Annotated in this window: 24 protein-coding genes, 1 tRNA gene and 1 pseudogene; 12 read left to right on the top strand and 14 right to left on the bottom strand. The window is 71.9% G+C overall.

Annotated features, from left to right (window positions below; translation table 11 throughout):
• Nucleotides 1-6 precede the first annotated feature (6 nt).
• From ahbB to C470_RS02845, 4 genes are all read right to left on the bottom strand, one after another.
• Nucleotides 7-1,092 carry a siroheme decarboxylase subunit beta gene (ahbB, locus tag C470_RS02830; RefSeq protein ID WP_008365162.1) on the bottom strand — a complete coding sequence of 362 codons (1,086 nt, stop codon included), beginning with the start codon at nt 1,090-1,092 and terminating at the stop codon, nt 7-9.
• A 75-nt stretch (nt 1,093-1,167) separates the two neighbouring features.
• The gene (locus C470_RS02835; protein WP_004599787.1) at nt 1,168-1,635 is read right to left on the bottom strand and encodes a DUF7112 family protein; all 468 of its coding nucleotides are present in this window, start codon (nt 1,633-1,635) and stop codon (nt 1,168-1,170) included.
• Nucleotides 1,636-1,645: 10 nt separating this feature from the next.
• Nucleotides 1,646-2,050, bottom strand: coding sequence for a 30S ribosomal protein S6e (locus C470_RS02840; protein WP_004596146.1), 405 nt, complete (start codon nt 2,048-2,050; stop codon nt 1,646-1,648).
• A gap of 66 nt (nt 2,051-2,116) precedes the next feature.
• Nucleotides 2,117-2,860 carry a lipoyl protein ligase domain-containing protein gene (locus C470_RS02845; protein ID WP_008365165.1) on the bottom strand — a complete coding sequence of 248 codons (744 nt, stop codon included), beginning with the start codon at nt 2,858-2,860 and terminating at the stop codon, nt 2,117-2,119.
• A 145-nt stretch (nt 2,861-3,005) separates the two neighbouring features.
• Between C470_RS02845 and C470_RS02850 the strand changes: the two genes are divergently transcribed.
• From C470_RS02850 to C470_RS02860, 3 genes are all read left to right on the top strand, one after another.
• Complete coding sequence (locus C470_RS02850; protein WP_049908548.1) at nt 3,006-4,682, top strand: sensor histidine kinase; 1,677 nt, start codon at nt 3,006-3,008, stop codon at nt 4,680-4,682.
• Nucleotides 4,679-5,653 carry a hypothetical protein gene (locus C470_RS02855; protein ID WP_008365170.1) on the top strand — a complete coding sequence of 325 codons (975 nt, stop codon included), beginning with the start codon at nt 4,679-4,681 and terminating at the stop codon, nt 5,651-5,653. Before C470_RS02850 ends, C470_RS02855 begins: the two co-directional genes overlap by 4 nt.
• Nucleotides 5,654-5,728: 75 nt before the next feature.
• Nucleotides 5,729-6,226: a PaaI family thioesterase gene (locus C470_RS02860; protein WP_007344423.1), complete on the top strand. Its 498-nt coding sequence runs from the start codon at nt 5,729-5,731 to the stop codon at nt 6,224-6,226.
• Here C470_RS02860 and C470_RS02865 read toward each other — a convergent pair.
• The 4 genes from C470_RS02865 to C470_RS02880 form a co-directional block, all read right to left on the bottom strand.
• Complete coding sequence (locus C470_RS02865; protein ID WP_008365172.1) at nt 6,196-8,214, bottom strand: molybdopterin biosynthesis protein; 2,019 nt, start codon at nt 8,212-8,214, stop codon at nt 6,196-6,198. The two genes, C470_RS02860 and C470_RS02865, sit on opposite strands and share 31 nt — an antisense overlap.
• Nucleotides 8,211-9,476, bottom strand: a complete 1,266-nt coding sequence (locus C470_RS02870) for a molybdopterin molybdotransferase MoeA (RefSeq protein WP_008365173.1) — start codon at nt 9,474-9,476, stop codon at nt 8,211-8,213. The genes C470_RS02865 and C470_RS02870 overlap by 4 nt, the downstream gene beginning before the upstream one ends.
• A 67-nt stretch (nt 9,477-9,543) precedes the next feature.
• Nucleotides 9,544-10,464 carry a CehA/McbA family metallohydrolase gene (locus tag C470_RS02875; RefSeq protein WP_008365175.1) on the bottom strand — a complete coding sequence of 307 codons (921 nt, stop codon included), beginning with the start codon at nt 10,462-10,464 and terminating at the stop codon, nt 9,544-9,546.
• A gap of 456 nt (nt 10,465-10,920) precedes the next feature.
• A complete protein-coding gene (locus tag C470_RS02880) occupies nt 10,921-11,874 on the bottom strand; it encodes a DUF7139 domain-containing protein (RefSeq protein WP_008365177.1) in 954 nt (317 codons plus the stop codon).
• 145 nt (nt 11,875-12,019) lie between these two features.
• Here C470_RS02880 and C470_RS15990 point away from each other — a divergent pair, with 145 nt between their 5' ends.
• From C470_RS15990 to C470_RS02900, 5 genes are read left to right on the top strand one after another with little or no spacing between them, the layout of a single operon-like run.
• Nucleotides 12,020-12,196 (top strand): hypothetical protein, encoded by a 177-nt coding sequence (locus C470_RS15990; RefSeq protein ID WP_004596155.1) that lies wholly within the window; start codon nt 12,020-12,022, stop codon nt 12,194-12,196.
• Nucleotides 12,197-12,235: 39 nt separating this feature from the next.
• Nucleotides 12,236-12,982, top strand: a complete 747-nt coding sequence (locus C470_RS02885; RefSeq protein WP_008365179.1) for a hypothetical protein — start codon at nt 12,236-12,238, stop codon at nt 12,980-12,982.
• An 18-nt stretch (nt 12,983-13,000) separates the two neighbouring features.
• Entirely contained in the window at nt 13,001-13,327 is a 327-nt protein-coding gene (locus C470_RS02890; RefSeq protein WP_008365180.1) for a hypothetical protein, read from the top strand.
• 24 nt (nt 13,328-13,351) lie between these two features.
• On the top strand, nt 13,352-13,873 hold the full coding sequence (locus C470_RS02895; RefSeq protein ID WP_008365182.1) for a nucleoside deaminase: 522 nt from the start codon (nt 13,352-13,354) through the stop codon (nt 13,871-13,873).
• Complete coding sequence (locus C470_RS02900) at nt 13,870-14,982, top strand: carbohydrate kinase family protein (RefSeq protein WP_008365184.1); 1,113 nt, start codon at nt 13,870-13,872, stop codon at nt 14,980-14,982. The genes C470_RS02895 and C470_RS02900 overlap by 4 nt, the downstream gene beginning before the upstream one ends.
• A 29-nt stretch (nt 14,983-15,011) precedes the next feature.
• Here C470_RS02900 and C470_RS02905 read toward each other — a convergent pair whose 3' ends face one another.
• Nucleotides 15,012-15,839: a BtpA/SgcQ family protein gene (locus tag C470_RS02905; RefSeq protein WP_008365186.1), complete on the bottom strand. Its 828-nt coding sequence runs from the start codon at nt 15,837-15,839 to the stop codon at nt 15,012-15,014.
• Between the two features lie 76 nt (nt 15,840-15,915).
• On the opposite strand from C470_RS02905, the gene C470_RS02910 reads away from it, so the two are divergent.
• From C470_RS02910 to C470_RS02920, 3 genes are all read left to right on the top strand, one after another.
• Entirely contained in the window at nt 15,916-16,380 is a 465-nt protein-coding gene (locus tag C470_RS02910; protein WP_008365187.1) for a DUF7124 domain-containing protein, read from the top strand.
• Between the two features lie 77 nt (nt 16,381-16,457).
• Nucleotides 16,458-16,805 (top strand): 4a-hydroxytetrahydrobiopterin dehydratase, encoded by a 348-nt coding sequence (locus C470_RS02915; protein WP_004596162.1) that lies wholly within the window; start codon nt 16,458-16,460, stop codon nt 16,803-16,805.
• Between the two features lie 66 nt (nt 16,806-16,871).
• The gene (locus C470_RS02920) at nt 16,872-17,354 is read left to right on the top strand and encodes a hypothetical protein (protein ID WP_007344434.1); all 483 of its coding nucleotides are present in this window, start codon (nt 16,872-16,874) and stop codon (nt 17,352-17,354) included.
• A gap of 22 nt (nt 17,355-17,376) precedes the next feature.
• Here C470_RS02920 and C470_RS02925 read toward each other — a convergent pair whose 3' ends face one another.
• The 4 genes and pseudogenes from C470_RS02925 to C470_RS02940 all read right to left on the bottom strand — a co-directional run bounded on the left by C470_RS02925 (nt 17,377) and on the right by C470_RS02940 (nt 20,262).
• Nucleotides 17,377-18,291 (bottom strand): hypothetical protein, encoded by a 915-nt coding sequence (locus C470_RS02925; RefSeq protein WP_008365189.1) that lies wholly within the window; start codon nt 18,289-18,291, stop codon nt 17,377-17,379.
• The gene (locus C470_RS02930) at nt 18,288-18,635 is read right to left on the bottom strand and encodes a DUF5827 family protein (protein ID WP_008365191.1); all 348 of its coding nucleotides are present in this window, start codon (nt 18,633-18,635) and stop codon (nt 18,288-18,290) included. Before C470_RS02930 ends, C470_RS02925 begins: the two co-directional genes overlap by 4 nt.
• 433 nt (nt 18,636-19,068) lie before the next feature.
• Nucleotides 19,069-19,732, bottom strand: a pseudogene (gene sod, locus C470_RS02935) (superoxide dismutase).
• A 446-nt stretch (nt 19,733-20,178) separates the two neighbouring features.
• A tRNA-Ser gene (locus C470_RS02940) sits at nt 20,179-20,262 on the bottom strand.
• Between the two features lie 97 nt (nt 20,263-20,359).
• Here C470_RS02940 and C470_RS02945 point away from each other — a divergent pair.
• Nucleotides 20,360-21,586 carry a type I restriction enzyme HsdR N-terminal domain-containing protein gene (locus C470_RS02945; protein WP_008365195.1) on the top strand — a complete coding sequence of 409 codons (1,227 nt, stop codon included), beginning with the start codon at nt 20,360-20,362 and terminating at the stop codon, nt 21,584-21,586.
• 44 nt (nt 21,587-21,630) lie between these two features.
• Here C470_RS02945 and C470_RS02950 read toward each other — a convergent pair whose 3' ends face one another.
• Complete coding sequence (locus C470_RS02950; RefSeq protein ID WP_008365197.1) at nt 21,631-22,386, bottom strand: DUF2064 domain-containing protein; 756 nt, start codon at nt 22,384-22,386, stop codon at nt 21,631-21,633.
• Nucleotides 22,387-22,458: the final 72 nt, after the last annotated feature.

Here is a 22,458-nt window from a genome sequence, read left to right on the forward strand (position 1 = left end):
GGCGGGTCACGCCGTGTTGCTGTCCGCCCGGTCCGCGATGCGGATGCCGGTCTTCTTCAGGATGCGCGTCGAGAACAGGGTGTCCCAGTCGTCGGCGCCGACGTCCCAGTGCTCGTCCATCAGCTCCCGCACCTCCGCGATCCGGCGCTCGCTCTCCGCCTCCGTGCGCCCGTGCGTCATCGCGAAGAAGTTGTACTCCCAGACGCCGGCGTGGCGCGGCCGCTCGTAGCAGTGCGTGACGAAGTCCAGCGCCGCGACGGCGGGACCGACCTCGTCTAAGACCTCCTCGGGCACGTTCCAGACCGTCATCCCGTTCTCCGTGTAGCCGAGCGCGTAGTGGTTCGGGATGACGCCGACGCGGCGCACCTTCCCCTCCCGCTCGAACCGCTTGATCGTCTCGATCACCCAGTCGACGTCGGCGCCGGTCGCGGCCGCCACGTCGGCGTACGGGGTCTCCGTCACCGGGAGCCCGCCCTGGATCTCGACCACGAGGTCGCGCTCGTCGGGGGTGAGCGTCCCGCGGTCGCTCGGCGCGACCTCGGGGCCCAGCTCCGAGAGGTCGACGTCGCCCTCGGGGACCGGCCCGTCGACGAGGAACTTCGCGCCGACGTGGAACTCCCGGAGCTTCGGGAGGTTGTACGTCTCCTGGCCCGTGGCGGCCTCGATCTCGGAGAGGACTTCTTCGACCCGGTCGCTCCCGTCCTTGTCCGGGTCCGGGTGGTCCGCGACGCTCACCACGAACCACATGTTGAGGTGGGGGTGCTCGCGCTCGTAGTTGTGCGCGACCGCGGTGAACTCGTTGACCGTCTCCGCGATCTCCTCGTAGCGGTCCTCGGGCGCGTGCATCGCGACGAGCGACGCCGCCCCGCCGATCTCCTCGGCGTTGACGAGCGCGCCGAACCGCGAGAGGATTCCCTCCTCGTCGAGCTCGCGGACGCGCTCGCACAGCTCCGGGCCGGTCACGTCGACGCCGCGCTCGCGGAGCGCGGCCGCCGCCGCGTCGAAGGGGCGCTCCGCGACCGGGAACCCGCCCTGGAACGCGTTGATGATCGCGCGGTCGAGCGCCGTCAGGTCCGCGTCGACCTCCTGCATGGACCGACCTCGGAACCGAGCGAGAATAAGGGATCCGGCCTGACGCCGCGGGGCTTCTGGCCTGACGCCGCGGGGCTATTCGTCCACGTCTTGCGCGATGTCCGCGAGCGACGAGCGCGGCCCGCGGTTCGCGTCGTACACGGTCCGTTCGCCGGGGATCCGGAGGCCGTACAGCTCGCCGGGCACCACGACGTCGAGGACGACGCTGTCGCCCGGCCCCCGGCCGTTCGCGTCGAGCCACTCGACCAATCGGTTCGTGCCCTCGCCGGCCTCGCGCGCGAGCCGCCGGTTGTCGAACGCGCCGCGGAGGAGCCGTCCCGTCGAGTCGCCTGCGACCCGCGCGTGGTACTCCTCGCGGTCGATCGCGACGCGGATCAGGTCGCCCTGACTCACGCCGAGCGCGTCGCAGCGTCCGGACTCGACGCGGCCGTCGAGCGCGTCGTCGTCGGGGAGCCTGACGCAGGGGCGGCGAGTGCCGCCGCTCCGGGCGAGCGAGACGCGGATCGAAGAGACGTCCTCGCCGTCGGAGGGGACGCGAGGCATCGCCGCGTCGTTACTCGTCGGCGTCGTCGTCCGCGTCGCCCTCGCCGAGCGCGGCCGCAACGTCGCCGTCGCCGTCGACGACGCTCGCGTTGATCTGCGCGATATCGTCGTCGATCTCCCGACCGCGGACGGTGATGCGCTTGCGCTCGCCCTCGCGGGACGGCTCGAAGCCGACGCCGCCCTCCAGGAGGAGCTCCTTCAGGCGCGTGCCGGAGACGTCCTCGCGCATCGGGCGCCCGGTCTCGTCGGATCCCCCGGTGAGTTCGATCGTGTGGTCGGAGAGCCCGACGGCGTCGCCGCCGATCTCGTCGCCGAGTTCGCGACCGAGGAATCGGTTGGCGTCCTGTCCGTCGACCTCTCGCTGGAACGTCTCGCCGGTCTCGGGGTCGGCGACGACGACTTTGAATTCGGCCATGCGCGAACCCAGTCCCCCGCGCATAAAAAGCACGTCGAAACGTCGGAACCGGGGGCCGCGCCGCGCTCAGGCGTCTCCCCCGTCCACGCGCACGACTTCTCGCTCGCCGTCCCCCCACGGGCCGTCGACGAACGCGCCCTCGACCGCGCGGGCGACGGCGTCCGGGTCGTCCGGGCCGCCGGCGTCGGCGACGCTCCCGACCGACTCCGGATCGAACGGCACCCCGAGCGCGTCGTAGATCGGTTCGGTGACCCGCGCGATCGGGTCGGGGTCCGCGGCCGAGACGACGAGGACGCCCGCGACGAGCGCCGCGTCGGCGCGGACGCGCTGGGCGAGGCCCGCGACCTTTCCGCCGTCGTCCTCCGGAGCGTTCGGAGCGCGCTTCCCGCCCGCGACCCGGAGCGAGTGGTCCCCCGGACAGAAGGCGGCCGGCGGCTCTCCCCGGACCACGTCGGCGCCCACGTCGCGGAGCGCGTCGCGGAGCGTCTCGGTCGCGGTCTCGTACCGCGAGTCGATCGAGCCCCGCCCGCCGCCGGCCGGCACCGCAACGCCGAACGAGAGCGTCGACCCGGTGTACGCGACCGCGCGCCCGCCGACGTCGCGTTCGACGGGCGGGAACCCCGCCTCCTCGGCCGCCCGCTTCGCCGCCTCGAACCCGGACTCGCGGGCGTCACGCCGACCGAACGCGACCTGCCGCGGCGGCGCGGCCACGCGCACGGCTGGGACGCCGTCCGCGGCGGACGCGAGCAGCTCCGCCGTCGGCTCGCGGTCCGCGGCGGGCGTCGCGAACTCGCCCCTGTACACGCGCATACCGAATCCGACGACGGGAGCGCACAAGCCCTTTGCGCCGGGCGCGGTCGCCCGTCGGCGCGCCCCGAGCCCCGGTGAGGAGGCGGCCCGTCGGCCGCCGTGTGACACAACAGTTTTGTCGGCCCTGGAAGTGGTTCAGGTATCGATGAGCGACCTCGGCGCGCTGCCGGTCCAAGCGTACCTGACCGCCTGCCTGTTGGCGGGGGGCATCGGGCTCTGGCTCGGCCGGGTCGCGTGGCGCGAGCGCGACGAGCCCGGCGGGATCGAGGTCGCGCTCTACCTGCTGTGCGGGGGCGGCGTCTCCCTCCTGTACGCGCTCCGCGTCGCCGCGACCGGCGAGGTCGCGATGACGGTCGCGCTCAACCTGGCGACGCCGCTCATGGGCGCGTTACCCGTCCTCTGGATCCTCTTCGCCTTCGCGTTCACCGGGCACGACCGCTGGCGAACCGAGAACCGGATCGTCGCGCTCGCGACGCCCGCGTTCGTCTGGGTCCTCCTCGCGTGGTCGAGCGGCACCCACGGGCTCGCCCGCCGCTCGGTGATCCCCGTCGTCGACGGCCCGTTCACGCTGCTCGGGTACGGGCTCGGCCCCGTCGGGGGCGCGTTCGTCCTCCTCGCGTACGGGCTGTGCGTCGCCGGCGTGCTCCTCGTCGTCGACCTCTACGAGCGGACCGGGAACCGCTACCGGCTCCAGACGTTCGTCGTGCTGCTCGGCACCCTGTTCCCGTTCCTGGCGGGTATCGCCACCTTCGTCGACGTGGGGAGCTACGCGCACCTCTCGTGGCTGCCGACGGCGTTCGTGATACACGGCGTGTTCCTCTACGGCACCGTCTTCTGGCTCGGCACCCTCGACGCCGCGGTCGTCGCGCGCGACACCGCCGTCGAGGTGATGCAAGACCCCGTCATCGTCTCCGGTTCCGACGGCCGCATCCGCGACCTGAACCCCGCGGCCGAGGCGATCCTCCCGCCGGACGCGGTGGGATCGTCGCTGTCTGAGGCGTTCCCGCGCCTGGAGGGCGGCGACGAGCACCCGATCGCCATCGGCGACCGCCAGTTCGACATCCAGGAGAACCCGATAACCGACCCGCGCGGGACGGACCGCGGGCACGTGTTCCTGCTGCGCGACGTGACCGCGCGAGAGCGGCGACAGACCGAGCTCGAACGGCGCGAGGCCGAGCTCGAACGACAGAACGAGCGGCTCGAGGAGTTCGCCGGCGTCGTCTCGCACGACCTGCGGAACCCCCTCGCCGCCGCGTCCGCGGCCGTCGAACTGGCCCGCCAGCGCGGCGAGGACCCGGACGGCGCCTTAGAGCGGGCGGCGAACGCCCACGAGCGGATGGACGACATGATCGAGGGGCTGCTCGCGCTGGCGACGGCGGGGGAGACGGTCGACGACCTCGACCGCGTCTCGCTGGACGCGACGGTTCGGCGGGTCTGGTCGCGGCTGGAGACCGCGGACGCGACGCTGACCGTCGAGGGCGACGCGACCGCGCTGGCCGACCGCGACCGCCTCGAACAGCTGGTCTCGAACCTGTTCCGCAACGCGATCGATCACGCGGGCGAGGACGTCGCCGTCACCGTCACCGTCTCGGCTGACGGCGAGGGCGTCGCGCTGGCGGTCGGCGACGACGGCCCCGGGATACCGCCCGAGGAGCGCGAACGCGTCACCGAGCGCGGCGTGTCGCTCGGCGGCGGCACCGGGCTTGGACTCGCCATCGTCGGCGACATCGTCGAGGCGCACGGCTGGACGCTCTCGGTCGCCGAGTCCGACGCCGGCGGCGCGCGGTTCGTGATCGAGGGGATGGAGGCGGCCGACTCGTGACGGGGCCCCCGGCAGACGACGGCGCCGCCGATTCCGACGCGCCGGAAGCGACGGTCACCCTCCCCGCCGACGTCGTCGAGCGGTACGAGAAGTTCTCGCGGTTCAACTCCCCGTACCCCGCCCACGACCACGGCCGCGCGGTCGACCTGTACCCGGGCGACGGCGTCGGCCGGTCGCCGGTCGCCGGCGTCGTCCGCGAGGTCCGCACCGTCGGCTGCCCGGACCGCTCGTACGCGGCCGCCGAGGACCACCTGATCGTCGTCGACCTCGCCGACGAGTGGTGCGCCCGCGCCGGCGCTCCGTCCGGAACCGTCGCTCGGGTCCTCCACGTGATCCCCGAGGTCGACCCCGGCGACCGGGTCGCTGTCGGCGACGCGCTCGGCCCGACGACGCGCTCGGGCTTCTTCGGCCAGTGGGTCGACGACCACGTCCACCTCGGCTTCCGCCCGCCGGACGCGAATCCCCTCCGAGCGAGCGGGTCGCTGCCGGTCGCCGCGGATCTCCACGCGGAGCCGGTCGCGTGGGGCGGGACCGGGACCGTCGTCGAGCGCGGCCCGACGCACGTCGTCCTCGACGGCCCGCGGCGCTCCGGTTCCGGACCGGCGTTCGCCGCGCTCGCGAGCGACGAGGGAGTCCCGCTCGACGGCGGGCTGACGCACTACGCGGGCGGCGGGACGTTCCGAGGGAAGGTGGGGTCCACCGTGCCGGACGGGACGACGCTATCCCTCTTCGGTACCGAAATCGGGAGTCTCCGGGCCGGCGACGCCGACGCCGGAGCGCCCGGCGTCGAGTGGGCGCCGGTCGACGTCCTCGCGAACGGCGAGCGCGTGACCGGGCTGTCGCTGTTCGCCGCGCGCGGCGACCGGTTCGGCGTCAAGGTGGTCTGCCCGGGCCGCGAGTTCGAGATCGGCGAGTCGGTGACGCTCGACGTCGTCGCGAGCGACGACCCGATCCGGCTCGGCGTCGGCTGAGCGAGACCGTCAATCGGCGGCCGGTTGTCGCGCGTTTCCGGGGGGTACAAACCCTCCCGGGGTATTCTCCGGAACATGGACCGCACGGAGATCGCGGAGATGGACTCGCTCCCGGACGGGGCGACGGAGTTCGTCAGGCGGAAGCTGGAAGACGATCACGGCTACCTCTCGTGGCTGAACACGGAGGTAGAGACGATCGAACGCGGCCGCGTCGTGCTCTCGATCCCGTTCGACGACAAGCTCACGAACGCGGACGGCCGGACGATCCACGGCGGCGTCGCGGCGACGCTGATCGACACGGCCGGCGGCGTCGCCCAGCGCACGACGTTCGAGGACCCGCTCGACGGCGGCGTGGCGACGGTGAACCTCAACGCGAACTACCTCCGGCCCGCGAACGGCGACCTCCGCGCGGAGGCCGAGGTGGTGCGGGCTGGCGGTTCGATCGGCGTCAGCGAAATGACCGTCACCACCGCCGGAAACGGGGGCGAGGGGGCCGAGGAAGACGGCGAGCGCGACGGGGACCGGTCGGAGGTCGTCGTCGGTCAGGGGTCGTTCCGGCTGTTCCGCGAGTAGCCCGGGAGGTCGGCGAGGATCGCGTCGAGGTCGGGACGATCCTCGGCCGCGTCAGCGCCCGCGCCCGGCGTCTCGGCGCCGTCGTCGGCGCCACCGCCGAGTTCCGCCGCCAGCGCCGCGACCGGCTCGCGGTCGAGACGGTCGGAGGCGGCGCGCACGACGACCGACTGCTCGCCCAGCGAGACGAACCCGCAGCCCAGTCGGTCCGCCGTCTCGCGGAGACCGAGGCCGGCGTCCGCGTCGCCGGCGGCGACGGCGCGGACCGGGCTCTCGAACGCCTTCGCGGTCCGCTCGTAGCCGTCGATCTCCTCGGCGAGGTCGCGGCGGTCGGCGTCGCGCCCGTCCGCCAGGTCGTCGAGGACCGCGTCGAGGCTCCGTCGGAGCCCCGAGACGGTCGGTCGGTTCCGGAACCGGAGGTCGCGGTCGATCAGGTCCGCGATCCCGGTCACGTCGTCGGGGTTCCCGTCGGGAACGACGAGCCCCCACTCGCGGGTCCAGCCGCCGACAGCCTCGGCGTCGACGTCGCGCTCGGTCGGCCCCGCGGTCACGGCCACGTCGGGGACGCCGTCGCGGAGGCGCCGGAGCCCCTCGCGCGACCCCACGGCGAGGTACCGGGGGTTGTCGAGCCGGTCGAGTAAGCGGTTGAGCGCGGGGTCGTCCTCCCCGACCCCCAGCAGCGTCGGCGGGCGCACGTCCGGCGAGAACAGGTCAACTGAGACCGATTCGCCGACGTCGAGGTACTCGGTGTCCGGGTCGACCGCGACGACGCCGTCCGCCTCGACGAGGCTCGTCGTCGCGCCCGACCCCTTGTCGACCGGGTAGACGAGCGGGCGGTCGCCGGCTTCCAAGTCGAGCAGGCCGACCGGCATCAGCCGCAGGCGCCCCTCGCCGTAGCGCTCGCCGACGCCCATCCGGCCCTCGACGGTCGCCGTCGCCGGCTCGGGCTGGCCGGCGGCCTCGCGGATCGCGGGTGCGACGAACGTCCGGAAGATGGTGAACGCGGACACCGGGTAGCCGGGGAGGCCGATGTAGGCGGACTCGCTTCCCCGGGAGTCGTCCGCCTCTTCGGTACGGTCGAGCCGCCCGACGAGCATCGGCTTGCCGGGCTTGACGGCGACGCCGTGGAGCAGCAGCTCGCCGCGGGCCTCGATCACGCGGTAGATGACGTCGACGGCGCTCGCCGAGGTCGACCCCGACGAGAGCACCAGGTCGCACTCGTCGGCCGCGCGGCGGAGCAGCCGCTCCATCTCGTCGTAGTCGTCGCCGGCGTGCGGGTACAGCACCGGCTCGCCGCCCGCCTCCTCGACGCCCGCCGCGATCGTCGTCGAGTTCACGTCGTATATCTCGCCGCGGTCCGGGTCGAGCTCGTCGCCCGGCCGCACGAGCTCGTCGCCCGTCGAGACGATGCCGACGCGCGGCCGCCCCCCGACCGGGACCTCGTCGACGCCGAGCGCCGACAGCAGCCCGATCTCGCGGGGCGTGAGCCGCGTTCCGGGTCCGAGTGCGCGGGCGCCGGCGGCGATGTCCGTCCCCGCGGTCATCACGTGGTCGCCCGGCGCGACCGAGGTTCGGATCGCGATCCGGCCGCCCCCGGAATCGCCCCCGTCGACCTCGTCGGTCCGCTCGACCATCACGACCGCGTCCGCGCCGTCGGGCATCACCGCGCCCGTCGATATCTCCGCGCAGGTGCCGGGCTCGACGGTCACGTCGGGCGCCGCGCCCGCGTGGACCGCACCGACGAGTTCGAGCTCCGCGGGGTCGGCCTCGTCGGCGCCGAAGGTGTCGCGCGCCCGCACGGCGTACCCGTCCATCGAGGCGCGGTCGAACCCCGGCACGTCGATCGCGGCGTCGACGCGCTCGGCGAGGACGCGCCCGCGGGCCTCCCGCAGCGGGACCGTCTCCGGCGCCGGCGAGAGGTCGAGCGACGCGATCGCCTCGCGGGCGGCCTCGGGGGTCGCGAGGTCGCGGAACTCCTTGCGGTCGCTCATTCGGTCACCTCCCAGAGCTCGACGTCGACGGCCTCGCCGGCGTCGAGTCCCTCCCGCGGCTCGGGGACGACGACCCAGCCGTCGGCGAGCGCGACGCTGGAGAGGATGCCGGAGCCGCTGGCGCGCGTCGGCGTCGCGGTCGGGAGCGCGTCGTCGGCGTCGTCGCCGTCAGTCGAATCGGCACCGTCGACCGGCTCCGAGAGCGTCACCCGCGCGAACGTCCGCACGCCGGGCTCGCTCGCGATCTTCCGGTCGAGCGTCGCGCGCCGCGTCGGGAACGGCTCGGCGTCGGTCCCGCCCGCCCGCTTCGTCGCGGGCCGGAGGAACTGCGCCGCGTTGACGATGCACGCGACCGGGTAACCCGGGAGCGACACGATCGGCGTCCCCTCGGCGGTCCCGAGGCACACCGGGTGGCCGGGCTTCAGTGCGACGCCGTGGACGAGCACCTCGCCGAGGCCGTCGACGACCTCGGGGATCAGGTCGCGCTCGCCGACGGAGGAGCCGCCGGTGGTGACGACCACGTCGGCGTCGAGGTCGGACACCACCGCCTCGCGCAGCGCGTCCGGGTCGTCGGTGACCACGTCGCGGTAGCGCGCTTCGCCGCCCCAGCGCTCGACGAGCCGGGAGACCGTGAGCCCGTTCGTCTCGATCACCTCGCCGGGGTCGGGGTCGGACTCGACCAGCTCCTCGCCGGTCGGAATGACGGCGACCTCGGGCGGCTCGCGGACCGGCGCGGTGTCGAGACCGACCGACCGCAGGAGGCCGATATCGGACGGCCGCAGGACGTGCCCGGGCTCATAGAGGCGTTGGCCGTCGGCGACGTCCTCGCCGGCCTCGCCGACGTTCTCGCCGGTCGCGACCGCGTCGAACACCTCCACCTCGTCGCCGACCTCCTCCGCTTGTTCGACCATCACGACGGCGTCCGCGCCCTCGGGGACCGCGCTGCCGGTGTGGACGCGCGCGGCCTCGCCGGGCGCGACCGCGTCCGATTCGGCTGGCTTCGACGCGAGGACCGCGGGCGAGCGGTCGCCCGCGCCGAAGGTGTCGCTCGCGCGGACCGCGTACCCGTCCACCGCGGCGCGGTCGTACCCCGGCACCGGCGCGGGCGCGTCGATCGGTTCGGCGACGACCCGCCCGTCCGCCGCCTCGACCGGGACCGACTCCGTCCGGTCGTGGGGCGTGACGGCGTCGAGCAGCGTCGCCCTCGCGTCCGCGACCCGGGTCCGCCGCTTGAACCCGGACTCGCGTCTGTCGTGGCTCATGGGAGTACATTCGCGGCCGCGGGCAAAAACCCGTTCTCCGCGGGCGCCGGCTCGCCGGGTCTCGTTCTCAGGCGAACCAGGAGAGGAACCGCCGCGTGCGGTGGATCGACTGGAGCGCGGCGACCTTCGCGGCCACCGCCCCGTCCACCGCGGTCCGCTTGGTGGCGCGCGCGCCCCGGGCGGCGCCGGTCCGCGCGTAGTACGCCGAGCGGCGCCCGGCCGCGCCGACGTAGTGTTTCGCCGCCATCCGGATCGGCGCGCGCCGCCCCTCGACGGTCGTCGTGCCGCGGCGGATCGCCGCCAGCACGTCGTCGGCCGTGACGTCGTGAACGGACTCGACGCCCTCGACCGTCAGCTCCGTGAACGCCCGGCCGACGTACTGGAGGTGGTGCGCGTCGCTCGCGGCGACGCCGGGATAGCCGTGTTCGGCCGCGAACCGGCGCGCGCGACGGTTGCGGTACCCGGTGAACAGCCACGCGTTGAACACCTCGATCGCGTCCACCTCGGCGACCGCCGCGGCGGGCTCCGGCTCGGGGTCCGCCCCGACGGCTCCGGCTTCGGGGGCGCCGTCCGCCGCGACGGGCTCGTCCGCGTCCTCGGCCGACCCGGGCGTCGGGATGTTGCGCTGGCGGACGCCGTGGCGCGAGCGCTGGAACGGGTGCGGGACGATGGCGACCCCGCCGCGGTCGCGGATCCAGCGGACCGTCTCGGCGTACGAGCGCCCGCGGGGCGGCATCCGCTCGACGCCGACCGCGAGCAGGTGGCCGTGCGCGGTCGACACCTCCACGCCGGGAATGCCGATCAGCCCGTACTCGGGGGCGATCTCGGCCGCGCGTTTCGACTCCCGGATCACGTCGTGGTCGGTGATGACGACCGCGTCGAGCCCGATTTCGGCCGCGTGTTCGAGAATCAGCTCGACCGGCTCGTGGCCGTCGTAGCTCCCCTCGGAGTGGACGTGCGGGTCGATGCTGACGGTGACGCGGGACACGCCCGAACTACGCGGCGGGAGGTATATAAATGGGCGAGCGACGGCCGTCGGACGATTAGCCCGCAGGCATTCATAAATCGATTCGCGGTGGCGCGTGCCTGCGAGTGGCCGCCGGAGGCGGCCGCGAGGAGCACGCGCGAGGGACGCCGCGAACGCCCGCAGGGCGTGAGCGGCGAGGCTGGGGAGGTGAGAGGTGCTGTGCGGAGCAGTGCGGGGCGGGACTCAAAGGGGCAGTCGCGAGGGCGGCGCAGGCGACGTAAGCACCGCAACGAGAGAGCGAGCAGCGCGAGCGACCGAGTGAGGCGCGTGGCGAGCGTGCGCCGCCCTCGCGACTGGGGCTTTGCGGTGTTCGTCGCCAACCGCGCATCTATCTCTTATAAATAACCGGCTGAGAACGCGGCGACGCCCTCAGCCGAACCACCTTTTATAAATACTATCGAACGTAGCCAGCCCGATTCAGCCGAACAGGCCCTTGATCCTGTCGACGACGGAGCCGTCCTCGTCGTCCTCTTCGGCCTCCTTCCGCTGTTGCTCGCGCAGCTCGCGGAGCTTCGCGGCCTGGTCGTCGGTGCCCTGCCCGCTGTCGGTCTTCACGTCCCCGCCCTGAAGCCCCTTCAACTCGGAGACCGCGTCGTTGACCGTGCCGGAGGTCGTCCGGGTCTCGGTCGCCGACCCCGCGAGCTTCTCGGCGTCGACGTCGGCCTCGTCGACGGCGCTCGTGTTCAGCTCCAGCCGGCGCGTCTCGGAGCGCTCGACGCCGCCCCACGTCAGCTCCGCGTCCTCCAGCTCGCGCTCGATGTCCGCGCGAACCGACTCCTCGGTGACCGCCTCGCCGCCGGAGCCGGCCGCTTCCGACCCCGACCCGCCGCTCGCGTCCGCGACGCCGCCCTCGGTGGCCGCACCGCCCGCCGCGCCAGCCGCGCCCGCGCCGCCCGCGACGCGCTCGACGCGGTGCGCGACCAGGGCGCCGCCCGTGGCGCCGATGACCGCCACCAGTCCGAGCGCGTAGACGGCGACGATCTGCGCGCTGTAGTCCGTGTTGACGACGACGTTCCAGTTGTGGGGATACGCCCAGGTGAACGCGCCCGTGGCGGCGAGCGTGACCGCGATCCCGGCGCCCGCGAGGTACAGCATCCGGCGGTCGACCGGCAGGAGGACGACGATGCCGAACAGCAGCGCGGGGAGCCCCACGGCGCCCGCGACCGCGGCGACCTCGCGGACCGCGAACGTCGAGGCCGCGGTCGGGTCGAGCGTGGCGCTGTAGAGGAACACGACGACCCCGATCACCCCGAGCGCGATGCCGGCGGAGAACAGCCCGAAGCCGGCGTACACGTCGATCGTCCGGTCCGGGTCGCCGACGTAGCGACGGTAGTACTCGATGAGGACGTTCTCGGCGTCCGCTTCGCTCATATCCGAACGTTTCCGCCGAGTGTAATGACTGTTACCCCGGCGGCGCACCGTCCGCCCGCCGCTCCGATCGCGTTCCCGTCCGTCGACGCACCCACCCGACCCGTGCGTTTTTCACCGCGGGCGACGAGGTTCCACGCGAGCATCCGTGTCGCACGAGTGCCCCCGCTGCGGCGCCGAGCTGTCGTCGCTCTCGCTCGGCGCCGCCACCGCCGTCGCCTGCGACGACTGCGGCTACGCCGACGTGGAGGCCGACCACTCCGGCGAGCCGGAGTTCGCCGAGAGCTGGGCGGACGCGCTCGCGCGCTTCGAGGAGAACCAGTAGCCGCCCGAGCCACAGAACCAGTAGCTCCGGACCCACACTATGCCCACGCTCGACATCACCGACGACCACGCCGACCGGATCGAAGCGCTCCGCGAGGAGCTGGAAGCGGCCCACGCCGGCCCCTACGCCTCCGTCGACCGCGAGGACGCGCTCTCGTACCTGCTCGACCTCGCGGACGCCGTCGACGACCCGGAACGCGTCGCGGCGCCGACGGGCGACGGGGGAGGCGACGACACCGGCGACGAGCCGACCGACGCCGTGGGCGAAGCGGCGGCGGCCGACGCGGTCCCGTTCGACCGCGACCGCGCGCGCGAACTCCTCTCGGCGCGGAACCGACGGGACAGCGACCCCGACCCGGACGATCCGATGGACCTGTCCGACATCGCCGCCGCCTTCGACGTCACCGGGCGCAGCGGGATGACGAAGGACGAGCTCGTCGACGCGATCCTCGACGCCGCCGAGGCGCTCGCCGCCGACCCCTTCGCGCGCGTCGATGTCGACCTCGACGCGGCCGAGTCCGCGGATGGGCCAGTGGAGGACGCCGCCGACGAAAACGACTCGGTCGAGGACGAAGCAAGCGAAGACGACGCCGGTGGAGACGCTACCGGAAGCGACGACGGCGGCGCCGGCCAGCTGGACGCGATGATGAGCCTCCTCGACACCCACGCCGACAAGTGGCGAGAGGGGGACGGCGACGCGCGGTACGAGGTCGACCTCCCCGACGGGAGCGTCGAGACGGCGCGGACGAAAGACGACGTGCGCGCGCTGCTGTTCAGGAACTACTGACGACGACCACACAGATCCATGGGATTCATCGACGCGGTCCGCGCGTGGCTCTTCGGCGCGGACGACGAGGCCGACGGCGCGGGCGAATCGGGCGACGAGACGGGCGCGAGCGACGCCGACGAGGCCGACGAAAGCGCGACGTACGATGACCAACCCGACGGGCTCGACCCAGCGGCCGCCACCGAGACCCGGACCGCGAGCGCCACCGACGACGCGGTCGACGCGCTCCGCGACGTGCGGGAGTCGCAGGACGCGGCGGCCCCCACCGACTCGGACGAGGGCAGCGGGCGGCCGCCGGACGACGACCGCCCGAAGTCGTCCGACGACGGCGGTACCAACCGTTAGGTATCCGGAGGCGTACGGGGGCGTATGACAGACGCGGACGCGGCCGGCGACGCCGGCGAGTTTCAGGACCTCGAGGACCTCCCCGACGACCCCACCGACCGGGAGTACGTCGAGCGAACGATCCGGCTCTCGGAGGAGGCGGTAGAGGCCGGCAACACCCCGTTCGGCGCGCTGCTCGTGGTCGACGGCGAGGTCGTCGGCGAGGCGCGAAACGAGACGCGGACCGAGGGCGACGTGGCGGCGCACCCGGAGCTGACCCTCGCGCGTTGGGCCGCGCGCGAGCTCGACGCCGACGAGCTGGAGGCCTGTACGATGTACGCCAGCACGGAGCCGTGCCCCATGTGCGCGACGGCGATCCACTACGCGGGGATCGGCCGGGTCGTCTTCGGCGTCGACGGCGAGACGCTCGGCGAGCTCTCCGCGGACGTGGTGCCGATCCCCCTCGAAGAAGTGGTCCGGCGCGCCGACGGCGACACGACCGTCGAGGGGCCGATCGCGGTCGAGGCCGCGATGGCGGTCCACGACGACTTCTTCCGCGAGCCGTGACGCCGGAGTCGGACGCCGGCGACGCCGCGGAGGGGGGTTCACCGGCGATTCTCTCGGTCGGCGCCGCGGCCATCGACGAGTGGTACGCGGTCAGCAACCTCCCCCAGCCGGACGGCGGCGCGTTCGCCGGCGAAGTCACGTCCGCGTTCGGCGGCGTCGGCGCCAACGTCGCGGTCGCGCTCGACCGACTCGGCCGCGACGCGGGGCTCGTCAGCCGCGTCGGCGACGACGAGTACGGGCGCCGCGCGCTGGCGTACCTCGCCGAGACCGGCGTCGACGGGACCCACGTCGCGGTCGGCGACGACGCCCACACTAGGTCGCTCATCCTCCGCGACCCGGACGGGGAGCGCGCCATCGTCACGGCGGGCGAGAGCTTCCGCGGCCTCCGTCCCGACGACGACGCGCTCGCGGCGATGGCCGACGCGGACGCCGTCTTCCTCACCGCCTACGCCCCCGACCGCGCGGCGCGGCGGATCCTCGACCGGGTCGAGTCGCTCCGGGAGAGCGCGGGCGACTCGGGCGGGAGCCCGCCCGCGCTGATCTTCGACCTCTCCGGGTCCGTCGAGGAGCTGGTCGGACGCGGGACGGAACCGGCGACGATCCACCGGTTCCTCCACCGGGCCGACCTGTTCGTCGCCGACGGGGTCGCCGCGCCCGCGTTCTTCGGCTCCGCGGAGGCGGCGGTCGAACGGGTCGCGGACGCGCAGCGCCGACTGGTCGCGTCCGAGGGAGAATCCGACGCGGCGTCCGCATCGCGGTCGCGAGGCGGCCCGACGTGGCCCCGCGCGGTCCTCACGCACGGCGCGGACGGGATGACGGCGGTCGCCGGGGGCGAGGCGACCGAGTTCGACGCGTTCGACGTCGAGACGGTCGACACGACCGGGGCCGGCGACGCGTTCACCGCCGGGCTTATCGACCGGTGGATCGCGGGGGAATCGGCGGAAGCGTCCGCGGATTCATCTGCCGCCCGCGACGGCGTCGCCTCCGGCGTCAGGTTCGCCGCCGCGGTCGCCGCGATCAACTGCACGAGCCGGTTCACGCAGCCCGGACTCCCGACGCGGAGCGAGGTCGAGTCGTTCCTCGCGGAGCGCGGGTACGACGGCGACTGAGATCGGCGAAAGTACCGGAACTGACGAGGTCACCGAACCGCGTCGGCGGCCCCGACGAGGTCGGCGACGCGGTCGGCGTCGACCGGCGCGGTCGTCTCGCCGCCCTCCTTGAGCGCGGTGCCGACGATGGCGCCGTCCGCGACGCCGAGCAGGTCGGCGACCGTCTCCGACGTGACGCCGCTGCCGACGAGGACCGGCGTGTCGAGGCCGTGGCGGTCGCGCTCTGCGACGACCGCTTCCAAGGCTTCGGCGTCGACCGCCTCGCCGGTCCCGGACCCGGAGGCGATGACGGCGTCGGCGAGGCCGCGCTCGGCGGTGTCGGCGAACGACTCGGCGGTGTAGCCCGCCGGCGTCAGCGGCGCGGAGTGTTTCACGTCGGTGTCGGCGAAGACGCCCACGTCGACGCCGAGCCGGTCTCGCAGGCGGAGGGTCTCGTGGGCGCGCCCCTGAACGATCCCCTGATCCGTCACTCGGGCGCCGGTGTGGACGTTCACGCGGACGAAGTCGGCGCCGACCGCGGCGGCGACCGAGAGGGCGGCCTCGGCGTCGTTCCGGAGGACGTTGATCCCGAGCGGGAGGTCCGTCTCGTCGGCGACCGCGGTCGCGGCGCGGGTGACGGCCGCGACGACGTGTGGCGGGACCTCGTCCGGGTAGAAAGGGGCGTCACCGAAGTTCTCGATCACGATCCCGTCGACGCCGCCGCGGTCGAGCGCCCGCGCGTCGCTCGCGGCCCGGTCGACCGCCGCGCGCATCGCCTCGCGCCCGTCGTCCGGCGCTCGGGGGGCCCCGGGGAGCGGCGGGAGGTGGACCATGCCGAGGAGCGGCGCGCCCGTGCCGAAGGTGGATTCGAACTCCATCGTCGGGGCCGAGGAGACGCCCGGACAAAAGCCTCCCCACAGCGTTTAGGCCGCGGGTCGCCTCCGGCCGAACGAGATGGGAATCGACGCGACGGACCCCGGCGACGGCGACGTGACGCTCGTCTTCTCGCTCGGCGCCGCGCGGTCGCTCGCCGACCCCGCCGCGGCGTTCGCCGACGCGCGCCGGTGGAGCCGCCACGTCGGTATCGTCGCGAACGAGGCGGAGCAGGTCGCGGCGTTCGCCCGCGACCACGGAGTCGACAACGACTACGAACTCGCGAACTGGGACAAGTGGGGAACGCTCGCGGACGTGCGCGACGAGAGCGCCGCCCCGCGCCGCGTGTTCGTCGGCACCACCCGCGCGGACGAGCGCGTCGCGACCGAGACGGGCTACGAGTTCCTGCGAGTCGACGAAGCGGCCGAGAAGGCCGGCTGGGAACTCTCGGAGCCGGGCGCGAGGGGGCCTGACGCGGACGGCGACGGCGGACCACTCGCCCGGCTCCGCCGTACGGTCCGCGACGCGCTCTCGCGGCTCCGGTGAGCCCCGGACTCTCGCTCGTCGGGAGCGACGGGTCTCGGCCGCGGAAGGTACAAACCGCTCGTCGCCCAACGTGGGGTATGTCCTCACCGCTCGCGGACGAGCCTGTCGAACCGGCCGGCGACGACGCGGAACCGCTCGACGCAGACGAGTGCGCCGACTACGTCGCCGAGCTCGGCGACGCCTGGGAGGTCGTCGACGACCACCACCTCGAGGCGAGCTACGAGTTCCCCGACTTCGAGACGGCGCTGGCGTTCACGAACGACGTGGGCGAGCTCGCCGAGCGGGAGTGGCACCACCCGGACATCGCGCTGTCGTGGGGCGAGGTCGGCGTCGAGATGTGGAGCCACGAAGTCGGCGGCCTCACCCGCGCCGACTTCGTGATGGCGGCGCGGATGGACCGCCTGTACGCCGACTACGACGAGTGACCGAACGACTCCGGTCCTGGAACAGCAACAAACGGCTTTAAACCCCTGCCGGCGAAACGACGGGTAATGAGCGCGAACGTCTTCCTGGTCCCGATCGACCCGGAGAACTTCGACCGAACGGTCCGGTCCCCGGTCGACCTCACCGACTACCCGGATCGCCCCGAACCCCTCGCGGACCTCGACGAGGCCCGCCTGTGGGCCGTCGACGACGACAGCGGCAACGGCTCGACGTTCGAGAAGATGAGCGGGGGCGACCTCCTGCTGTTCTACGCGGACGACGAGTACGTCGCGACCGGCCGCGTCGGCGAGGCGTTCGCGGACGAGGACCGGTGGGCGAGCGGCACGTTCTGGACCGCCTTCCCGACCACGCGGGTGTACACGGTCACAGACTTCAGCGCCGTCTCCGCCCCCAAGCGCGCCGTCAATCGCATCTTCGACTACTCGTCGTCGTACACGCCCGGCTTCATGCGCGTCGCCGACAGCCGCGTGAACGCGGACCTCTCGTCGATCGAGTCCGCGCTGGAACACTACACCAAGCGGAACGCCTGAACGCGGGTCGCCGGACCTCTTCTCAACTGTCGATACCGTCGGTGAGCGCCGCGTACGCCGATTCGTACCGTGACGCGATCCGATCCGGGTCCCCCCGAACCTCGCCGGACAGCGCCGGCAGCGGCTCGGTCGCGAGCGGCTCGATCATCTCCGTCACCGCGTCGACGTGCTCCTCGCGGGCGCCCTCGCGCGGGCTGCCGGCGGCGACGGCGCGGGCCTTCGCGTAGCGGTCGCCCGCGTAGATCCGCGCGCGGCCGGGGTCGACGACCGCGACCGCGTCGGGCGCGACCGGCCCGTCGCGGGGCAGCGTCCCGGCGACGTCGGCGTACGACTCGACGACCCGCGGGACCGGGGTCCGCGCGACGCGCTCCGCGAGGCGTTCGATCGCGGGGAGGTGCGCCTCGGCCATCACTTCGTTGAACTCGGGGACATCGTTCACGCGGGTCGCGTCCGCGAGCGGGAGGCGCTCGGTGAGGCCGTCTGGAAGCAGCCCAGCGTCCTCCGCTGCGCCGTTGACGACGAACCGCGTTCCGGAGTCGGTCGTCACGCGGTCACAGAGGAACGTCCGGTCGGCGTCGCCCAACATTCCGGTCCGGCCTGGCGTCGGCTTCCAGAGGCGGTGGACCGGATTGATCGACTCCGGGGTGACCGCCGACGGCGACGGCGAATCGTCGTCGACCGTCGCCAGCGCGCGGGTAGTCGCGGCCGCGAGGGTGCGCGCGTCCTTCCCGTAGAGCCGGCCCGCGTCGGTCGCGACTCGGTAGTCGTCGTGGTCGAACCAGTGATCGTTGCCCGCGCGCGGTTTGACGCCGACCGCGTCGCCCGCGCGCCCGGCGAGGTACGCGACCAGCCCCGCCGAGAAGGTGGTCTTGCCGGCGTCGACGCGCGCGCCGCCGGCGACGAGATAGGTCGGCGCGTCCGAGGGCTCCCCGGTCACGCCGACTCGTCGGTGCCGGCCTCGTCGCCGTCGGCGTCCGGTTCGGATTCGGCGTCGGACTCCGCGTCCGAGTCGCCCTCGGTCGCCAGCCCGTAGTACCCCGGACCGTCCTCGCGCAAGGGTTCGGCGACGACCATGTCTTCAGAGTGGACCATCACCCACGGGACCGCCCAGTCGACCAGCACGGCCTCGGTGTCGGGGTCGACCTCGGCGTCAGGCTCCAGCCCCTGAAGGAGGCGACCGATCTCGGGGACGGTGTACATCTGGTCCGGCTCGAACAGCTCCGCGGGCTCGTAGAAGTCGCACGGGTAGGTGGCGTCGAACGCCGACTTCGGTTCGGGCATGCGCGAGGGTACGCGACCGCGTCCGTAAACGCTGCCGATACGGATTCACCGGTGCGGTGGCGCGTGCCTGCGAGCGGCCGACAGGCCGCGAGCCAGCACGCGCGAGGGAGTCGGCCGACCGGAGCGTAGCGGAGGGAGGCCGACGAGGCTGGGGAGGTGAGAGGTGCGATGCGGTTGCGGTCGGGTGGGACTCAAAGGGGCACCCGCGAGGACGAAGCCTGACGACGCAAGCACCGCAGGGAGCGAACGGAGTGAGCGACCGAGGAGCGCAGCGAGTCACGCGAGTCCTCGCGGGTGGGGCTATGGGGCAGTCCCGGCACCCGTCAAAAGTTCCCGGTAAATCAATCGGCCTGAACGGATCCGTCACTAACCCCGTAGTGTCCTGCGAAAAAATGCGGATCTCGACGCGCGTAACGCGCCCTCTCGAACGCGCTTACTCGAACAGCTCGACGGCCTGCTCGTAGCGATCCGACGGCTCCTCCCAGTCGACGACCTCGAAGAAGTTGTCGACGAACTCGCCGCGAGCCGGGCCGTAGTCGTGGTAGTAGGAGTGCTCCCANGAAGAAGTTGTCGACGAACTCGCCGCGAGCCGGGCCGTAGTCGTGGTAGTAGGAGTGCTCCCAGACGTCCAGCGCGAGGATCGGGTGACCGCCCCAGATCGCACCCTGGTCGTGCTTGTCGACCACGACGTTACGAAGCTGATTCGAGAACGTGTCGTACACCAAGAGCGCCCAGCCGCTGGCCGCGGAGGCCGCCGCCTCGAACTCGCCCTTCCAGGCCTCGTACGAGCCGAAGTCCTCCTCGATGCGGTCGGCCAGCGCCCCCTCGGGCTCGTCGCCGCCCTCCGGCGACATGTTCTGCCAGAACAGGTCGTGGAGGATGTGACCCGAGGAGTTGTGGGTCACGTTGCGGATGGCCCCGCCGGACGAAGAGAAGTCGTGGGACTCACGGTTCTCTTCGAGCGTCTCTTCGGCGGCGTTCCAGCCGTTGACGTACCCCTGATGGTGGGTGTCGTGATGCCATTCGAGCACCTGCTCGGAGATGTGCGGTTCCAGCGCGTCGTAATCGTACGGAAGCGGATCGAGTTCGTAGCTCATGCGTGTATCACCTGTTACGAACATGTGCCGGAAACCTGTTAAAGATAATGCGGCACGCGGTACCACGGGGCACCTGACGCGAGTGTTACCGGCCGCTTCGGGCTATCAGCGGTGTGGTAGCGGTTCGAGGAAGTAGGGCCTCGAGAACGAGGGTCGCTCGTGATCGACGTACGAGACGAGGGAGTAACCGAATTCAGTTTCACGTCAACCCGGTCGGTCTCCGGTTCGGATCCCAGCAACCGCTCTCCGCTCACTGCTGTTCTCGGAGAAACGGTGGGACTGGGATTCGAACCGATGCGAGACGGTCGCCCTCGCTGCTCGCGGCTTCGCCGCTCGCTTTCGAGGTGTTCGCGTTGCTCACACCTCGCACCGCTCGGGCGCTGCGACTCGCAGGCTTCGAATCCGCGCACGGTCTTCGCGCGGCGCGGGATGCGCCGCGCTCGACACGGTGGGACTGGGATTCGAACCCAGGAAGCCGTGAGGCTACCTGCTTTCAAGGCAGGCGCAATGGGCCACTCTGCCATCCCACCACACGTGACCGCTCGGCGTCGGCCGACTAAGTGGTATCGGATCGGGAATGTCCGACCCAGCGGTATTTTAAAAGGCCTCGCCATAAATCACACGTCAATGGACCGGGACGAAATCGATGAGTACGTCGACCGATGTCGGGGACTCATCGAAGCATCGCCGCAGATGGACGAGGAGAACACGAAGGTGAAGCTGATCCAGCCCTTCCTCGAACTCCTCGGGTGGGACCTCTACTCGACGGAGGTCGCACTGGAGTACAACGTTCCGATGGCGTCGGGCAGCACACACGTCGACTACGCTCTCCTTGTCGGTGATTCACCAGTCGTCTTCGTCGAAGCAAAACCCGTCCGATCGACGCTGTCAGACGACGAAGTCCGTCAGTTGCGAAGTTACATGCGGCAAGAGTTAGACGTCGATTGGGGAATCTTAACCAACGGAAAATCGTTCGAGGTCCTAACGAAGGATCGCCGCCGTAACGGCGGCGAAGAGATGTCGGTCCTTCAGTTCAGCCTCGAAGATCTCAACGAGCGTCCGGGCGTTCTCGAACTCCTCACGAAAGAGTCGATCCGATCGGGAAAATCGGCGGAGATCGCCGAACAAGTCGCGGAAACGAATCGTACGATCCGATATTTAAGCGAGAATGAATCGACGGTCACCGATTCCGTCGCGAGCGCGGTTACCGACGAGGTCGGCGAGTTACCGATCGACCTTCATGCGCAGTCGAGAGAGTTCGTTCAGGGGCTCGTGTCTCTGCTACGTGAACAGCGCCAATTCGTCGGAGAAACGGAAAGTGAGCTCGCCGCCGCCGACAGCCCGCCAACGACTGACGACGAGATCGACGTCAGTGGTGAAACCGGTTCTACGGATGGTCCAGACAACCGCCGTCTCGAACCGATCAAAAATCACATCGCTGGAACGATCCGCCGCGGAGACATCGACGGAGATCCGGACTCAACGGTGGCCGTATTCCCGACGAGGGAATCCGGGCTGTCCTTTTTAAAAGAGAACGAGGCGTGGGGGTTCGTTCGGGTCGGACGCGAGTTCGATTACGTGGCGATGTACGTCACTGGTGGCGTTCGACAGGTGAAATATATCGCCGAAGTCGAGCGAGTCGTGTCGCCTGAGCAGGCGGACCTGATGCGTGAGCCGTTAGAGTACAAGAATCGGGGCGCAATCGCAGATGATAAGAAAGTCATCATCTTCAAACCGGGCTCGCTGTACGAACTCGAAGATCCGGTCCCCTACGAGACGCGCTATCCACAAGCGCTGCGGTACACGACCTTAGGCGAGCTCCGGACGGCGGAGACGACTGACGATATGTTGTAATCGGGGTCGGTGCGGCGACTGGTGACCAAACGGTGTGCTGCTTTTTAATCCCGAACCAACCGCTGCTCGCCGTCCTCGACGACCACGTCGAGCCCCTTCTCGTGGACGAACGCGGCCGTGTAGTCCGGCACCACGCGATCCGCGGCGAACCGCGCCCGCAGCATCGGGATCACGTCGAGCAGGTCCTCGCCGGTCTCCAGCGAGGGCGACGGCTCCACGAAGTCCACCGAGCGGTCCGCGTCGCGGCCGCGCTCCGCGAGCGTCGGCAGCGCCGGCGCTTCGAACGCGCCGTCGAAGTCGATCGGCTCGGTGAAGCCCGCGTAGTACGCCCGCCCGTTCGACGAGGGCCCGAGGACGACCTCCGTCGTCCGGAGCTTCATCGCCGCGGAGTCGACGACGGTCCGCGAGAGCAGCGGCGCGGTCGGGGTGACGACCGCGACGGAGTCGGCGCCCTCCTCGCGCAGCAGGTGCGTGACGGTGTTGCCGGCGCGCGCGCCGAACGAGGAGCCGACCTGCCGCTCGAAGCGGACCTCCTCGGTGCCGCCGAGGGTGTCCGCGACGAGCGTCCGCAGCTCCGCCTCAGGGCTCGTCTCGGTCCGGTAGTCGGCGGGGAGGTCCTCCTCGTCGGGGTAGTTGACGAGGAGCTCGCCGCCCGAGCGGTCGACCGCGAGGACGGCGTCCCGGAACTGCGCCTCGTAGAGGTCGGCCGCCTCGGCGGGCGACAGCGGCGTCGACTCGGCGATCGCGGTTCCGACGAGCCCCTCTCGGGGCGGGTTCGCCAGCAGGGCGACGACGGTCATACCGGATCGCGGCGCGGGAGCGCCTTCAACTCGCTGCTTCGGTCCGGAGAGGGCGACGGCGGCGCGGACCCG

This window comes from Halorubrum distributum JCM 13561 (genome assembly GCF_000337395.1).
Taxonomy (GTDB): Archaea; Halobacteriota; Halobacteria; order Halobacteriales; family Haloferacaceae; genus Halorubrum; species Halorubrum distributum.

Bases quoted from the DNA above. Each gene is read 5' to 3' on its own strand.
- C470_RS02895 (WP_008365182.1), top strand. From the start codon at position 13,352: ATGACAGACGCGGACGCGGCCGGCGACGCCGGCGAGTTTCAGGACCTC.
- C470_RS02885 (WP_008365179.1), top strand. From the start codon at position 12,236: ATGCCCACGCTCGACATCACCGACGACCACGCCGACCGGATCGAAGCG.
- C470_RS02905 (WP_008365186.1), bottom strand. From the start codon at position 15,839: ATGGAGTTCGAATCCACCTTCGGCACGGGCGCGCCGCTCCTCGGCATG.
- C470_RS02860 (WP_007344423.1), top strand. From the start codon at position 5,729: ATGGACCGCACGGAGATCGCGGAGATGGACTCGCTCCCGGACGGGGCG.
- ahbB (WP_008365162.1), bottom strand. From the start codon at position 1,092: ATGCAGGAGGTCGACGCGGACCTGACGGCGCTCGACCGCGCGATCATC.
- C470_RS02920 (WP_007344434.1), top strand. From the start codon at position 16,872: ATGAGCGCGAACGTCTTCCTGGTCCCGATCGACCCGGAGAACTTCGAC.
- C470_RS02835 (WP_004599787.1), bottom strand. From the start codon at position 1,635: ATGCCTCGCGTCCCCTCCGACGGCGAGGACGTCTCTTCGATCCGCGTC.
- C470_RS02890 (WP_008365180.1), top strand. From the start codon at position 13,001: ATGGGATTCATCGACGCGGTCCGCGCGTGGCTCTTCGGCGCGGACGAC.
- C470_RS02950 (WP_008365197.1), bottom strand. From the start codon at position 22,386: ATGACCGTCGTCGCCCTGCTGGCGAACCCGCCCCGAGAGGGGCTCGTC.
- C470_RS02865 (WP_008365172.1), bottom strand. From the start codon at position 8,214: ATGAGCGACCGCAAGGAGTTCCGCGACCTCGCGACCCCCGAGGCCGCC.
- C470_RS02870 (WP_008365173.1), bottom strand. From the start codon at position 9,476: ATGAGCCACGACAGACGCGAGTCCGGGTTCAAGCGGCGGACCCGGGTC.
- C470_RS02845 (WP_008365165.1), bottom strand. From the start codon at position 2,860: ATGCGCGTGTACAGGGGCGAGTTCGCGACGCCCGCCGCGGACCGCGAG.
- C470_RS02945 (WP_008365195.1), top strand. From the start codon at position 20,360: ATGGACCGGGACGAAATCGATGAGTACGTCGACCGATGTCGGGGACTC.
- C470_RS02840 (WP_004596146.1), bottom strand. From the start codon at position 2,050: ATGGCCGAATTCAAAGTCGTCGTCGCCGACCCCGAGACCGGCGAGACG.
- C470_RS02930 (WP_008365191.1), bottom strand. From the start codon at position 18,635: ATGCCCGAACCGAAGTCGGCGTTCGACGCCACCTACCCGTGCGACTTC.
- C470_RS02910 (WP_008365187.1), top strand. From the start codon at position 15,916: ATGGGAATCGACGCGACGGACCCCGGCGACGGCGACGTGACGCTCGTC.
- C470_RS02915 (WP_004596162.1), top strand. From the start codon at position 16,458: ATGTCCTCACCGCTCGCGGACGAGCCTGTCGAACCGGCCGGCGACGAC.
- C470_RS02880 (WP_008365177.1), bottom strand. From the start codon at position 11,874: ATGAGCGAAGCGGACGCCGAGAACGTCCTCATCGAGTACTACCGTCGC.
- C470_RS02850 (WP_049908548.1), top strand. From the start codon at position 3,006: ATGAGCGACCTCGGCGCGCTGCCGGTCCAAGCGTACCTGACCGCCTGC.